Here is a 14891-nt window from a genome sequence, read left to right on the forward strand (position 1 = left end):
CTGAGAAACAAACATCAGTATTAATCAAAAATCCATGACTCCTGCTCTGTTAAAAGCATATTTGAATAATCTAATCAGTAAAAACTTGCAAATTAGTACGATGATTTGGGGGGCGGCTGGTATTGGAAAGTCGAGCATCGTCAAGCAGATAGCTCAAGAGTTTGAGATTGAGTTTACAGATGTACGCCTCAGCCAACTTGCACCAACTGATTTGCGTGGTTTACCCGTTGCCGAAGATGGGATATCTAAATGGTATCCGCCAGAATTTCTCCCTCGTGGCGGTCAAGGTATTTTATTTCTCGATGAACTCAATATGGCACCGCCAGCAATGCAAGGAGTGGCTCAACAGTTGATTTTAGATAGAAAAGTCGGTTCTTATGTTTTGCCATCCGATTGGTTTGTTTGGGCTGCTGGCAATCGTAAAGAAGACCGCGCAGCTGTGTTTGATATGCCTGCACCTTTAGCAAATAGGTTTTTACATTTGGAAGTGCAAGCTGATTTTGATAGCTTTAAAGCCTATGCCTTAGAAAAAGGCATACACGAGCAAATTATCGCCTTTATTTCCTTTCGCCCCACATTGTTGCACAAAATCGATCCGCAGCAACCTGCTTGGCCTTCGCCTCGTTCTTGGGAAATGGCAAGTGCGCTACACCAAGCAGAATTAGATATTACACCAGCAGTGGGAGTGGCTACTGCAAGTGAGTTTCAAGCTTTTACCGACCTTTACAAGACTCTGCCGAATCTGAAGTTGATTTTAGCAGGTCAAGGCGATCGCATTACCTGGCCACAAGAACCAAGTACTAAATATGCCACAGCTATCGGTTTAACAGTACGTGCGGCTGACGCAAACCAAGCTTACAACGCTTTTCTGTGGCTCAGTCAAGTTGCTACTGCCGAATGGGTGCAATTGTTTGCTGTAGATTTATTTCGAGTCATGCGGAGTAAGGGAAATCTGGGTACCCTAGCTCAATTAGTCCAGAAAGATGCCAAATTACAGCAATTTCTCCAAGATTTTCAGCAATTAGTGGGTTTGTGACCAGACATAACCGATGAATAATCAAAATAGCTCCCGAATTATCAGTGCTGCGGTGCTGCGTTTGCGGATGAAGTCGCCATTTTTTGCCACCCTAGCCTTGTTTGCCCGCTTCGTTCCATCAGTGCAAATACCAACTGCTGCTACTGACGGTAAAGATATATTTTTTAATCCAGAGTATCTGCTGGCTTTACCCACTCCACAACAAGACGGACTGCTACTACATGAAGTGTTACACGCCGCCCTGCTTCATGTAACCCGTCGGGGTGTGCGGGAAGCTGAACTGTGGAATATTGCCGCAGATATAGTAGTCAACGGCATTATTAGCCAACAGGGTGTATTTGAATTGCCTCCGGGGGGATTGCGAGTACCTAAACTAGAGCATTTGAGTGTCGAAGAAATTTATGAATTGCTATTAAAAGATACTCACAAAACCGTAAAATTACTGTACCCTGATTTACTCAATGAAGCCCCTAGTGATGCCTCATCGGCGACAACTCCAGATGAGACAAACAATGTTAGCCAAAATCACGGCCTCTCCAACCCTGGAAAAGCAGATGCAAAGATAGTACCTGCTAGTAACAGCGATAGTCTCTCAGTCGCAAAAAATGCAGTGTTGGCAACCCACTGGCATAATGCTTTGCAACAAGCTGCGATCGTCGCCCGCACCACGAATCAAGGTTTACTACCAGCCGGCATAGAACGGGAATTAGGAGCATTAAGCACCGCGCAAATTGATTGGCGTAGTTACCTGTGGCGTTATCTAGTGCAGACACCTACAGACTTTGCCGGCTTCGACCGTCGCTTTATTGGGCGAAAACTGTATCTGGAAACTCTGCAAGCAGAAAATGTGGAAGTATATGTAGCTGTTGATACTAGTGGCTCAATTGACCATGAGCAATTGTCAATGTTTTTAGGTGAAGTCCAGGGAATTTTAAGTGCTTATCCTCATTTAAAATGTCAGCTTTATTACGTTGATGCTGAAGCCTATGGCCCCTACGAACTCAATCTCAATCTGACTTTACCAAAACCCCAAGGTGGGGGAGGTACATCATTTGTCCCGTTTTTTGAGAAAGTTACAGACAGTTGGGATGGGCAAACTCAAAGCGTGTGTATTTATTTAACAGATGGTTATGGTACTTTCCCGGATAAAGTGCCGGAATTGCCTGTGTTGTGGGTCGTCACTCCTGGGGGTTTAACTTTGGATGAGTTTCTCTTTGGGGAAGCAGTGCGATTATTAAATGTGCTGGTCTGTCCATGCTTGAAATACAAGTTCTCGCGGTGCATTGAAGATACGGGTAATGATAATCTCGCGTTCAGACTGAGTGGATGTGGAGTCATTTTGTTTCAACATCTTGTTTCTCCTGAAGAAGGGAACGCAGTTTATGATTCGCGATCGCGTTTATTATCCTCGGCTTGCAATTGTTGTAAATACTCGTCTAGACGATCCAAATTCTGTTCCCAGAATTGGCGATATTGCTCAATCCAATCTGCTGCATCCTTGAGCGCTTGTGCTTCTAATCGACAGGGTCGCCACTGAGCCTCTCGACCCCGTGCGATTAATCCCGCACGCTCCAGCACTTTGAGATGTTTAGAAATGGCAGGTAGGCTCATCTCAAAGGGTTGGGCTAGCTCTGTTACCGATGCTTCGCCCAAAGCAAGATGAGCCAGGATTGCTCGCCGAGTCGGATCGGCAAGGGCGGCAAAGGTGACGCTCAATTGATCAGTGGACATTGAAATTGGATGTATTTAACCGCGCAGTTAATTAACTACTAGGTTAAATGTACTAGTCCACAATGTCAACCCCTCTGAGGAATTTAAAATTCAAAATACCCTGCGGGTTTGCTGTAGTGCTTTGCAGAACCCGTATCCCTACTTGATAATCCGTTACCTCTGAACCCGTCCACCGCAGTGGCTCCCCCTTGTGAGCAGTCTTTTAAATTCAGCACTCTTCATCAGAAGTCGGCGGGAAACCAATACTGCTCGGTTAAGGATTGTCAACTCTTAATTTGGTTTGGGGAAAAGGTGAAAGGGTAAGGGTTAAAGGTTTTTTATTGTCCCTTTTCCCCTTCGCCTTTTGCCCTTAACCGACAAGTATTGGGCGGGAAACTCCATCCCCTTGTGGGTAGAGAGGGATAGCCGCCTGCCGACAAGGGGCATTGGTAACTCTTTGCTATGCCCAATGCCCTATTCCCCATGCCCAAAAACTCCATCCCCTTTTGGGTGGAGTTTTTTATTGAGAACATTAGTTCTTTCGTACCAAATCATATTTTGATACCAATTTGAAAAAAGAATGCGACAGATGGATGGATAGAACTCTTACACAGAGACTAATTCTCAATCCAAAATCCAAAATCCAAAATGGTATGATTTGGTATGAGTTTTGATACTCCCCTCGCATTCTACGCATAGAGAGTATCAAATTCTCTTTTTAGATATTGATACTTTGAGGAATCTTGGAAGGTAGCAAATACTCATAAGCTAATAATCTTTCGCTACTTTGATTACGTTGCCGAATTTGCTCCTCAATAGTTTTAAGTTCCTTCTGGAAATTTTTCAAAGCATCTTGTACTCGTGGCGAAGAGTGAAAATCAGAGTTAGTGTAATCGCCCAACTTCGTATAGTAAATAGAGCCAAGTAAATATAGTAAATTAATCTGGTCTGTAGCTCTATCTAGTGGTGGTAAACCATCTATAAAATTTTCTTGCTGATTGGGATCTGTTGGTGCGGGGATATAACGTGCTAAAGGAAATGCTGGCGGATATAGCATCAAACCACGTTGGGCAAAGTTAACAGCAGCATGTTGAGCGCTGGCAGTGAAAATAACGGTTGAAACAGCCTCAATTAAATAATTGAGCGTCTTAATTCTACCTTGAGCATCCTCACCAAAATTCTTCAAGCGGCCTCCTGTTGGAGAAACCAATTGCGAAGCCCATTTCTGTAAATCTTGATCGTTCTGCACGGAAGCATCTGTACTGTAGTAAGAGCTTAAATAACCCTTCACCCAATCATGGATAGCATTCCAAATCAACATTCCATCATCTCTGTAAGGATAAACAGGTAGTTGATTAGGATCGTTAACACCTCGACGTTCTAGAGTCTTAGGAAATGCAACTTCATTAAAGTTAAATAGGCAACTCTGTGCTCCTTTGACAGCTAGCTCGTGGTCAGAGTTAATATTACTAGCTAATAACTTATCTACAGAACCCTTTGGTGCTACTAAAGATTGATGAGCGCCATAATTGATTAATACAGTACCTTCTAGATGCGGTTTCAACAGTTTTCTGAGATTATGATCCTTAGACAAATGATTAGTTGCAACTACAAAAGGCTCAATAAATAAGTGAGTTTGACCTAAGTGGCTATAAACCTCATGGTAGTTGCTATCTGCCATTTGTAAAATGCTCTTAGCACTCATCCAGGTTCCTGTATGTAGCGGTGTAAATAGAGCCTGTTGAATCTTAATTGCAACTGGTATTAAAGAGCGAGAGGAACTACCAACTGGTGGAACTGCAAATAATCCTAAGGGTGCATAAATATATTTTTGGTCTCTGGGGTAATTCCCATTTACCATACCCTCTAATAGAGAATAGTCTGCTAAGTAAATTCGACCTTCTTGCAGCGCTATATCTAGAGAATCAGCTTTGCCAATAATTTTAGAGGTAATTTGTTGGTATTGTTCGCCAGTGATTGGTAAACGTGGATCTGCTGTTTTGATTTGCTTGAGCATGACTGGATTTGGCCCAGCCACCTGCATATAGGCAAAAACTATATCCTGTTGAAATTTTGCAGCAATCTCTGGTTTGGTTATCAGTCGAAATAGGTTATCGTAATCCTCGAGGGTATGAGAATAATTATCTCCCACAGAACCAAAGTTAACATTTGTGCCATCTTCAGCATTCTCAGTAGCCTGTATATCAGCAAGTTCTAATAACTGAGCGTTATATCTGATGATATTTTTTAGATTAGCGATCGCAATTTGTTCGCTAGAATCTAAATCGAATGAAATATTATCTGGATTTTCTTCTAGTTGTTCAGCAATCTGAACATCAATTTTTTGGAACTCTTCTTCAAATGAAAATTGAGTATTACTATCTGTTGGGTTAGCATCTTGATGATTGCGATACTCATCAAGTTGTTCATTAATTGAAAGATGCTCGTTAACTTCTTTGAGAGTTGATACTAGCTGAAAAGCAATATCATTGACATCTTCTGTAGTCTTGACTTCGTTTATCTGCTGCTCAATTGTTTCTAAAGAATTAAGTTTATCGCTTAAAAAAACGCTATCGCTGTCTACATCATCTGTACTAAAAGAGACAGTGCCGCTACTAGCTTTAGCAGTATTATTAATATTATAAACACTCATTGCCTTTAATACTAAAAGTAGCCACTCGCGGCTGGGAATTTCATCTTTTGGTAAGCGAGGCAAATTGATTAATGGCATTTGCGGCACATCTGTCATCGCCAAAGGATTTAGATAGTTGTAGTTGTATTCATACCTATCACCTTGAGTAAATATATAACGATCTACAAGCTTGTACAAAAATAAAAGCAAATCTTTTTGATTCAGCATACTTTTCCTCTTTAGCTATCAATAATGATGGATAGTTTAGCGTTGAGCGGAATTAATTTTGACAAGGATATAAGTAATTAATGAAGACTAAGTATGCAGGGATAAATATAATATGCTGTTTTCCCAGCATATAATTTTTTCTCAAGCAGACACTGGGCGTAGAGTCTTGTAAAGAGTAATACCAATTCTCCAAAATTTAGCAACAGATATAAACTCTCAAACCTTTGAGAAATCTGGCTTTCTTAATTTTGAATTTTGAATTGGTATAACCTACTTCTTACTTGAGAGAACTCGTTCGCGTAGCACGATAGCAGAAGAATAGCAATTCTAGCTTTTACAATTGCTTTGTTGTTTCTCCACTCTGCCGGAATTAAGCTACTTGATGAAGACTTATATTTAATGATGCCTGCTTACTTAGAGGATGCAATTGTTGTTTAACCTTGTCAGATGAAAATGCATTGCCTGTACTTTTATATACTCAACACAGATATTTGCCTAGGTTATTTAATGATGTCTTAACAATAACATTGCGTACATACAATCTTATAAAAATAATTAATCATTAAAAAAAATTGCAGTCAGTATGTATTAATAAGTATTGACAAAATATTTTTTGTCTTAAGAGAGGTGAATCTGAATTTATAGTTGATTTTTCTGGCAATTAGCCAAATATTTCTCTTTATTTAATTGTCAACAAGCCAAGATTATTGCGATTTACAGCTATTTTGGCAATTCATATATTCTTATTAATGGCTCTTCTTTTGTATGTTTTTATACAAAATATACAAAATTTTGTATATTTTTTTATCCTTCCGTAGTCAACAAAGCTTGTATTATCCCCATAAGTAAAGTATGGTTTAATACTAAGATTTTATGTATAAGGACTAACCTATGCCACTTGAAAAAGTACGTGGTACTTCTTTAGAGTACTATCTAATTTCTTTTGATGAGAAAGGCAACGAACGCCCAGAAAATGGCAAATTAATTAGTCAACAAATCTTGGATGTTTTATCTAGCCAGCCAATTACAGATGTTTTTTTCATGAGTCATGGATGGCAAGGTGACATTCCAGCGGCTAAAGACCAATACCAACGCTGGATTGCAGCTATGGCAGATAACCAAGCTGACATTCAAAAAATGCAACAGCTACAACCTGGGTTTAGTCCATTACTTATTGGGTTGCATTGGCCAAGTAAGCCTTGGGGAGATGAAAACTTAAACGGTCAACTTCCCTCTTTTGACACAGCAGACTCTCAACTAAATGATTTGATAGAGGATTATGCTCGTCAAGTTTCAGACACAGAAGCTAGTAGAGAAGCACTCAGAACAATTTTTAGTGCGGCTATTGAATATGACACGCCACCAGAAAGTTTACCACCAGAAGTTGCCGCAGCTTATCAGGTATTGATTCAAGAAGCATCCTCATGCAATCAAAGTGAAGATACTTCCGAATGGAATAACACCGAACCCTTAAATTTTGACCCTGAAACTGTATATCAAGCCAGCTTAGAAGAAAATACCGAAGAAGTCAGCTTTGGAATAGGCGATTCTATAGCATCAGCTTGGGATAAGTTTTTGAATGTACCCAGATTGTTATCTTTCTGGAAAATGAAAGACCTGGCGCGTAAAATCGGTCAAACTAGTGGCTTTAACTTATTGACCAAACTGCAACAAGTCGCAGACGATCGCGTCCGATTCCACCTCATGGGCCATAGCTTTGGGACTATTTTTGTATCGGCAACAGTTGCAGGTACAAAAGATCATAATAGACTTGTGCGCCCAGTTAATTCTCTAGCCTTAATTCAGGGAGCTGTATCGCTTTGGTCTTACACAGCCAAGGTTCCCTACAGAAACAATCTTGCTGGTTATTTTCACCCCATCATTAGCGATCGCAAAGTATCTGGGCCGATTATCACAACCCAATCTCGCTATGATAATGCCGTCAGGGTAGCTTATCCTGTAGCCGGAACAATGGGATTAGGAATCGGCCAAGATATCAATTTTGATGTTTCCAAACCAAACTATCCTGGTGTGGGTGGCATAGGTTTCTATGGAATTCAAGGGGAAGATTTGGATATTACGGATATCGATATGCTCAACCCCAACCAATCCTATGATTTTAAACCAGGTAAAATTTACAACTTAGAAAGCAGTAATTATATTACTGTTCCCAATCCCGATCCTTTTGTCGGCGCACACAACGCGATTGATAATCCGGCTGTAGCTCATGCTGTTTGGTCTGCTGCTCTGGTTAATTAGCAGTTACGAGTTCTGATCACCATTCTCAATCACAGTAGGGTAAACACTGCCCTCTCAATACAACACATATCTGGCACAAACATCAGGAGACAAAGAGCATGAGTGTAGAACAGCTTACAGAAGAACTATATTTCAATGGCATTGATGGCGCTTCCGGGGAATATTTGTTACCTCCTTTAACGCCGGAACAAGTTGCGAGACTTGCTCAAGGCGAAAACTTCGACCCGATAGAAGTTAGTGAACTCAAGAAAAAGGATCTGCATGTCAAAGGTCTAGAACCAGACTTTGCCCCGATAGAAGGAGTAGATCCGAAAAATCTCGCTGAAACAGGTTGGGGAGTTATTTTTGCCTATAATGCTGATCCCGCCATTAAAGAAGCGCTCAAGGAACTGCTAGAGCATCGCCAAAGACAAGCAACCAAAAATTACGACCATTATTATCAGGAATATACTGGCCCTAGAGGTTATCGTCCTGGTGAGTCAAAGAACGCATTTTTGGCGCGTCATGGAGTTGGGCCAGGCCCAGCAGATCCAGAAAAAATGCCTTATTATCTGCTGATTGTTGGCGATCCTGAAACAATTCCCTATCGCTTTCAGTACCAACTTGATGTGCAGTATGCAGTCGGTCGGATTTACTTCGATACCCCCGAAGAGTATGCCCAATATGCTCGGAGCGTTGTACAGGCTGAAAGTCCAGGGTTTTCACTTCCTCGGCGGGCTAGCTTTTTTGGGGTACAAACTAGCGGTGATGCAGCTACACAATTAAGTGCGAAGAACTTAATTCAACCTCTTGCTGAATGGATGGGAGGAGAGCAAAAAGATTGGAAAGTCGAAACTATCCTGGCACAAGAAGCCACCAAAGCCAGACTTAAGAAACTCTTAGGCGGTGAAGATACACCTGCATTGTTATTCACTGGTAGTCATGGTATGGGCTTTCCCAATGGGGATGAACGACAATTACGCCATCAAGGTGCCCTACTGTGCCAAGACTGGCCAGGCCCTATACAATGGCGTGGTAAGCCAATACCAGAAGACTTTTACTTTTCAGCAGATGATGTTGGCGCTGATGCGCGGTTGTTAGGCTTAATTGCGTTTCACTTTGCTTGTTACGGTGCGGGTACGCCCAAACTAGATGAGTTTGCCCATCAAAAAGGCTCCAATGAAAGAGCCACTATTGCGCCCCATGCATTTATTGCACCCTTACCCCGACGTTTACTTAGCCATCCCAACGGCGGTGCTTTAGCTGTAATTGGTCATGTGGAAAGAGCTTGGGGTTGTTCGTTTGTTTGGGAGAAAACAGGTAAGCAGTTAGCAGTATTTGAAAGTACTTTAAAGAGGCTGTTAGAGGGTCATCCTGTAGGGTCTGCGGTTGAGTATTTCAATGAACGCTATGCCGAGCTGTCTTCTGATTTGAGTACTGAACTTGAAGAAATCAAATTTGGCGCGACAGCCAATCCAGTCAGCTTGGCGGGAATGTGGACAGCAAACAACGATGCTCGCAGTTATGCTATTGTCGGCGATCCTGCAGTGCGTTTGGTGGTGAGCGATCGCCAAAATGCTTCCGAGCGACAAACTATAGAGTCAATAAAATTACCTGCTGCAATTGCTGCACCAAATACCTCTGATGGCACTGGTGATACATCAGCAATTAAAAAGGCACAGACAGATTTAAATCAAGCTCTAGAACAGTTTATTCAAAATGTCGATCAAGCTTCTGCAACTCGCACAGAAAAGCTGGAGGCAGCGATTTCTGGAGTAATGAGTTTATTAGAGGCTTTGAAAAAGCTGAAATAACCTATAGGGCGGGCGTGGCACAAAAACTTTCGCCCTCATCCCCTAACCCCTTCTCCTGGGGGAGAAGGGGAATTAAATCTCTTGCTCCCCTCTCCCGCCGGGAGAGGGGTTGGGGGTGAGGGTAAAAACCTTGCTACAAAGCGGGTTTCACGTTAAGTTGACACCAATGCACTGTGCCCTTACATACAATCTGCTGTATATGCATATAGCTCATCTTATATAGGTCTTTATTAGCTAAAAAACTATGAACACATTCGAGATTAACATCCAGCGCAAATCAGCAAACCACTGGCCGATTGTTGTAGAACATAGTCGCCCTGGGGAACTGCTCTCATCGCGTTCGGAAGGAATTCTCGAACTCACATCAGCAGACTTAGAAAAACTCACCAGCTTATTAGGACAGCCCAAAGACTACGGTACATTTCTCGGGAAAGCAATATTTAAAGAAGAAATCAGAGACGCTTTTGTCAGCGCTTTGCGGGACTCAGACGCAACAGTCAGGGTATTGTTATTTATTGAAGCTGAAGATAAAGAAATCCGAACCCTACGTTGGGAAAGACTCTGCGCCAACATCGATGATGGATGGCATTTATTAAGCTTAGAACAGCGCACACCATATTCACTTTATATCCCGGCGATTACAGACCGTCGATTTCCCCCCATTGGCAGGAGAGATTTACGCGCCTTAATACTAGTAGCTAGTCCACAGGAAATAGAACGGTATAAATTAGACTCATTTGATGTGGAAGCTGCAGTCTCAGGTGTGCGGCAAGCATTGGGGAAAATACCATGTGATATCTTAGCTACGGTCGATGGGGCAATTGGCAAACCAACTATTGATGAGTTGTGTAAACACTTAAGTGATAGAACAAAGCAGTATACTATGCTGCATTTTGTCAGTCATAGTCGCGTGATTCAAGATAGCGGCGAAACAGTTCTCTACTGGGCAACAGCGGAGAATAAAGTAGACCCAGTCACAGGAACGCGCTTAATTGAGAGATTGCGATCGCTCTCAGCCAGTAAAGGGCTACCACATTTTACCTTTCTTTCGACTTGCGAAAGTGCTAGCTCAGAAGCAGAAGCGGCATTGGGGGGTTTAGGGCAAAGATTAGTCCGGGATTTGGGAATGCCGGCGGTGATTGCGATGACGGAGAAAGTCACTGTCAAAACTGCTTTGGCATTAGGGGCGAAATTTTATGAGCAGTTGGGTAAATCCGGGGAAGTAGATTTAGCACTGCAAGAAGCGGCAGCATCTTTAGCCGAGCGGCAAGATATTACTGTCCCGGCTCTGTTTAGCCGCTTGGGTGGGCGACCTTTATTTAACGACCAACTTGATAGAGAACTCACTAACGCCGAAATTCAGTATGGTTTGGAGCAATTTGAGAAGTTATTATCAGAACGCGCCCCTGCACTCCGCCAAAGATTTTCAGAGCAAGCCCAGAAACTATACAGCTGTTTAGGGACAGAGATTACAGCCTTAAGCAAACAAGCCCGTTACGAACGAGAGCTAGCATTAGCAGAGATAAATACTCTCTGTGAGGAAATAGTAGACCTCAGTTTTAACGCCCTAGCTTTAGGACAAGAACCACCTGCTTATGATGCTCGTTGTCCCTTTTTGGGTTTGTATCCTTTCCGCGAGTCCAACCGCGAATTTTTCTTTGGACGAGAAAAATTAATTGCTCAATTGCAAGAAAAGCTGAGAGAGCATAACTTCTTAGCGGTGTTAGGTGCTTCTGGGAGTGGGAAATCATCAGTAGTGTTAGCTGGGCTGATTCCGGCGCTACAGGAGAAAGAACCGAATTTAGTAGTGTCATATATGACACCAAATAATAACCCGATCGCACAACTGCAAGCTACTCTTGCTGGGGTAGAAAAAGAATTACATTCCATTGTTGATAGCGAATGGGCAATAAAGCCAGAACTCGTCACTAACTCAGCAGGTAGTTATTTACCTTTAACCAGAGAGCGGAATGTCGCAGCAACTATCAAAAAAACGCCTATTTTAGTAATTGACCAGTTTGAGGAAGTATTTACTCTTTGTGCTGATGAAAATGAACGTCTAGCTTTTATTGAGCAAGTTTTAAACTTAACCCAGCAACAGAAAGTTGTGATTACCATGCGGGCAGACTTTTGGGGTGAATGCGCTCCTTACCGCGAATTAAAAGAATTGATGGAAGCGCGACAAAAGTTAATTGGGCCAATGGACAATGCTGAGTTGCGAAAAGCGATGGAAATGCAAGCCGCCAAAGTGGGTTTACGCTTTGAAGCCGGATTAAGTAACACAATTTTGGATGAAGTCAAAGACGAACCAGGGGCAATGCCATTATTACAACATGCGCTGCTGGAATTGTGGAAGCGGCGACATGGTAGATGGTTGCAAGCTTTTGAGTATGAAGCTATTGGTGGTGTAAAAATGGCGATCGCTCAGACTGCTGATGATGTTTACAATACCTTATCACCGCCAGAACAAGCGCAAGTTAAAAATATTTTCATTCGTTTAACTCGCTTAGATGACAGCGCCCTCCAGGGAGAGAAACGCAGAGATACTCGCCGACGAGTTTGGTTAGATGAATTAGTACCTGCGGGTGGTACAGTTGCAATGATTAAGGAGTTAGTCAATCGTTTAGCCGGAGAAGGCGCTAGATTGGTAGTTACCAGCGTAGACGGCTCGACAAAGCGAGAAGAAGTAGAAGTAGCCCATGAAGCCTTAATTCGCTACTGGCCGAGGTTGTTAAATTGGTTAGATGAAAACAGGACGAATTTGCAGCTAAGAGAAACGATTCGTCAGGGGGCTTTGGATTGGGAAAAGCAGGAAAAAGATGATAATTATTTAGTGCATCGTGGTGGCAGATTAGATGATGCACAGGTGTTAGCCAAGCAAGCTGGATTTCTCAATCAAGTTGAGGCTGACTATGTAAATGCTTGTATTCAATTGCGCCTGCGTCAAGAACAAGAAAAAGAAGCGCATCGCCGTCGAGAAATTAGGACAGCTTGGGGAGTAGCTGGTGGCGCAGTTGTTGCTGTGATTGTTAGTGCTAGTTTGGGGCTTTGGGCTTTTTATCAAAAGGGAGAAGCTGTAAAAGCTAAAGTTGAGTCCATGAGTCAACATTCTTTAGCACTGTTTGATTCCCATCAAGAGTTGGATGCACTGATAGAAGGGATTAAGGTTGCAAAAATCCTCAGACAACAAAACTCAAGCGAGCCTAATGGGATGCAAGCATTGCAAACAGCTGTTTATGGAATTAGGGAATACAATCGGTTGACAAGTCATCAAGATTTAGTTAATTATGTTGCCTTTAGTCCTGATGGTAAAACTATTGCTACTGCTAGTAATGACAAAACCGTAAAACTCTGGGATTTACAGGGAAAAGAGCTGGGTACTCTAGAGCATCAAGAATCTGTATATAGTGTCATCTTCAGTCACGATAGTCAAATCATTGCTAGTACTAGCGCAGATGATAAAGTAAAACTGTGGAATGTCAAAGAACAAAAACTATATTCCCCTCCTGAGATTGCAAATTCGATCAATAATGTTGCCTTTAGTCCTGATAATAAAACGATTGCTGTTATTAGTGAAGACAAGAAGGTACAACTGTGGAATGTCAAAGAACAAAAACTATATTCCCCTCCTGAGATTGCAAATTCGGTCAATAGTGTTGCCTTTAGTCCTGATAATGAAACAATTGCTGTCATTGGTGAAGACAAGAAGGTACAACTGTGGAATGTCAAAGAACAAAAACTATATTCCCTTCCTGAGATTGAAAATTCGGTCAATAAAATCACCTTCAGCCCTGACGGAAAAATCCTTGCTCTTCTGATTGAAGATAATGAACATAATCAGGTAAAACTGTGGAATGTCAAAGAACAAAAACTATATTCCCCTCCTGAGGATGAAGATTCAGTCAAGGATGTCACTTTTAGCAACAATAGTCATATCCTTGCTACTACTAGCACAGACAATACGGTAAAACTTTGGAATTTAGAAGAATTAGAAGAGTTAGAAAAACAAGAACCTATAATTCTCCGTGGGCATGAAGAGCTTGTCAATAGTGTTGCTTTCAGCCCTGATAGTAAAACTATTGCTACTGCTAGTGCCGACAAAACAGTAAAACTTTGGAATTTAGAGGGAGAAGAACTACTTACCCTCTCTGGACATGAAAATCCAGTCTATAGCGTTGCCTTTAGTCCTGATGGTAAAACTATTGCTAGTGCTAGTGCCGACTATACAGTAAAACTCTGGAATGTAGACACAAAAGAACTACATACACTCTCTGGACATAAAAATGCAGTTAGTAGCGTCGTTTTTAGTCCCAATGGTCAAACCATTGCTACTGCTAGTTGGGACAAAACCGTAAAACTCTGGAATGTAAGCACAAAAGAACTAAATACACTCTCTGGACATAATGAAGCAGTCAATAGCGTCGTTTTTAGTCCTGATGGTCAAACCATCGCTTCTGCAAGTTTAGACAATACCATAAAACTCTGGGATCTAGACGGAAAAGATAAACAGACCTTCCAGGACCAAAAAGATACGGTTAATAGTATCGCCTTCAGTCCTGATGGTAAGACTATTGCTACTGCTAGTGGAAAAATTGTCACACTCTGGAATCCAGATGGAACAGACAAAAAGACCCCCCTTGAACATAAAGATACGGTTAATAACATCGCTTTCAGTCCTGATGGTCAAACCATTGCTACTGCTAGTGGAAAAATCGTAAAACTCTGGAATCCAGATGGAAAAGACAAGCAGACCACTCTTGAACATGAAGATACAGTTAATAACATCATTTTCAGTCCTGATGGTCAAACCATTGCTACTGCTAGTGGAAAAATCGTAAAACTCTGGAATCTAAACGGAACAGAAAAGCAAAAGCCCCTGATGCATGAAAATACGGTTAATAGCATCGCTTTCAGTCGTGATGGTCAAACCATTGCTACTGCTAGTTTGGAGACAACAGTAATCTGGGACTTAAAGGGGAACAAACTACATACTCTTTCTGGGCATAGAAATTTGGTCTTGAGCCTTGCTTTCAGTCCCGATGGTAAAACTTTAGCTACCGCTAGTAAAGACAGTAGAGTTATTTTATGGAATTTAAATCAGTTAGCCGAAAATGATGTGATGGTTAGTGCTTGTGATTGGGTACAAAATTATCTCAAAAATGGCGCGGATGTAAAAGAGGATGATCAGCATCTGTGCGATGGTATCGGCAAAAATTAATCTTTGCAGTTCGCC

General features: G+C 41.9%; 6 protein-coding genes and 1 pseudogene. 5 read left to right on the forward strand and 2 right to left on the reverse strand.

Going from position 1 to position 14891, the window contains the following annotated elements; genetic code table 11:
* The first annotated feature begins 34 nt into the window (after positions 1–34).
* Both HG267_RS25920 and HG267_RS25925 read left to right on the forward strand, forming a co-directional pair.
* On the forward strand, positions 35–1036 hold the full coding sequence (locus HG267_RS25920; protein WP_045868620.1) for an AAA family ATPase: 1002 nt from the start codon (positions 35–37) through the stop codon (positions 1034–1036).
* 13 nt (positions 1037–1049) lie between these two features.
* Positions 1050–2573, forward strand: coding sequence for a DUF2201 family putative metallopeptidase (locus tag HG267_RS25925; protein ID WP_063749814.1), 1524 nt, complete (start codon positions 1050–1052; stop codon positions 2571–2573).
* A gap of 14 nt (positions 2574–2587) precedes the next feature.
* Here the strand turns inward: HG267_RS25925 and HG267_RS25930 are convergent.
* Positions 2588–2767: pseudogene (locus HG267_RS25930) on the reverse strand (ArsR/SmtB family transcription factor); the annotation flags it as partial.
* Positions 2768–3464: 697 nt separating this feature from the next.
* Complete coding sequence (locus HG267_RS25935) at positions 3465–5606, reverse strand: lipoxygenase family protein (RefSeq protein WP_052335198.1); 2142 nt, start codon at positions 5604–5606, stop codon at positions 3465–3467.
* An 891-nt stretch (positions 5607–6497) separates the two neighbouring features.
* Here HG267_RS25935 and HG267_RS25940 point away from each other — a divergent pair.
* The 3 genes from HG267_RS25940 to HG267_RS25950 all read left to right on the forward strand — a co-directional run bounded on the left by HG267_RS25940 (position 6498) and on the right by HG267_RS25950 (position 14876).
* The gene (locus HG267_RS25940; protein WP_045870554.1) at positions 6498–7865 is read left to right on the forward strand and encodes a hypothetical protein; all 1368 of its coding nucleotides are present in this window, start codon (positions 6498–6500) and stop codon (positions 7863–7865) included.
* Positions 7866–7963: 98 nt separating this feature from the next.
* Entirely contained in the window at positions 7964–9658 is a 1695-nt protein-coding gene (locus HG267_RS25945) for a hypothetical protein (RefSeq protein ID WP_045870555.1), read from the forward strand.
* Between the two features lie 244 nt (positions 9659–9902).
* Entirely contained in the window at positions 9903–14876 is a 4974-nt protein-coding gene (locus tag HG267_RS25950; protein ID WP_045874927.1) for an eIF2A-related protein, read from the forward strand.
* Positions 14877–14891 lie beyond the last annotated feature (15 nt).

The organism is Tolypothrix sp. PCC 7601 (genome assembly GCF_025677855.1).
GTDB lineage: Bacteria > Cyanobacteriota > Cyanobacteriia > Cyanobacteriales > Nostocaceae > Aulosira > Aulosira diplosiphon.

Excerpts from the sequence above, each read along its gene's own strand:
- HG267_RS25920 (WP_045868620.1), top strand. The coding sequence starts at position 35 with ATGACTCCTGCTCTGTTAAAAGCATATTTGAATAATCTAATCAGTAAA.
- HG267_RS25935 (WP_052335198.1), bottom strand. The coding sequence starts at position 5,606 with ATGCTGAATCAAAAAGATTTGCTTTTATTTTTGTACAAGCTTGTAGAT.
- HG267_RS25940 (WP_045870554.1), top strand. The coding sequence starts at position 6,498 with ATGCCACTTGAAAAAGTACGTGGTACTTCTTTAGAGTACTATCTAATT.
- HG267_RS25945 (WP_045870555.1), top strand. The coding sequence starts at position 7,964 with ATGAGTGTAGAACAGCTTACAGAAGAACTATATTTCAATGGCATTGAT.
- HG267_RS25925 (WP_063749814.1), top strand. The coding sequence starts at position 1,050 with ATGAATAATCAAAATAGCTCCCGAATTATCAGTGCTGCGGTGCTGCGT.
- HG267_RS25950 (WP_045874927.1), top strand. The coding sequence starts at position 9,903 with ATGAACACATTCGAGATTAACATCCAGCGCAAATCAGCAAACCACTGG.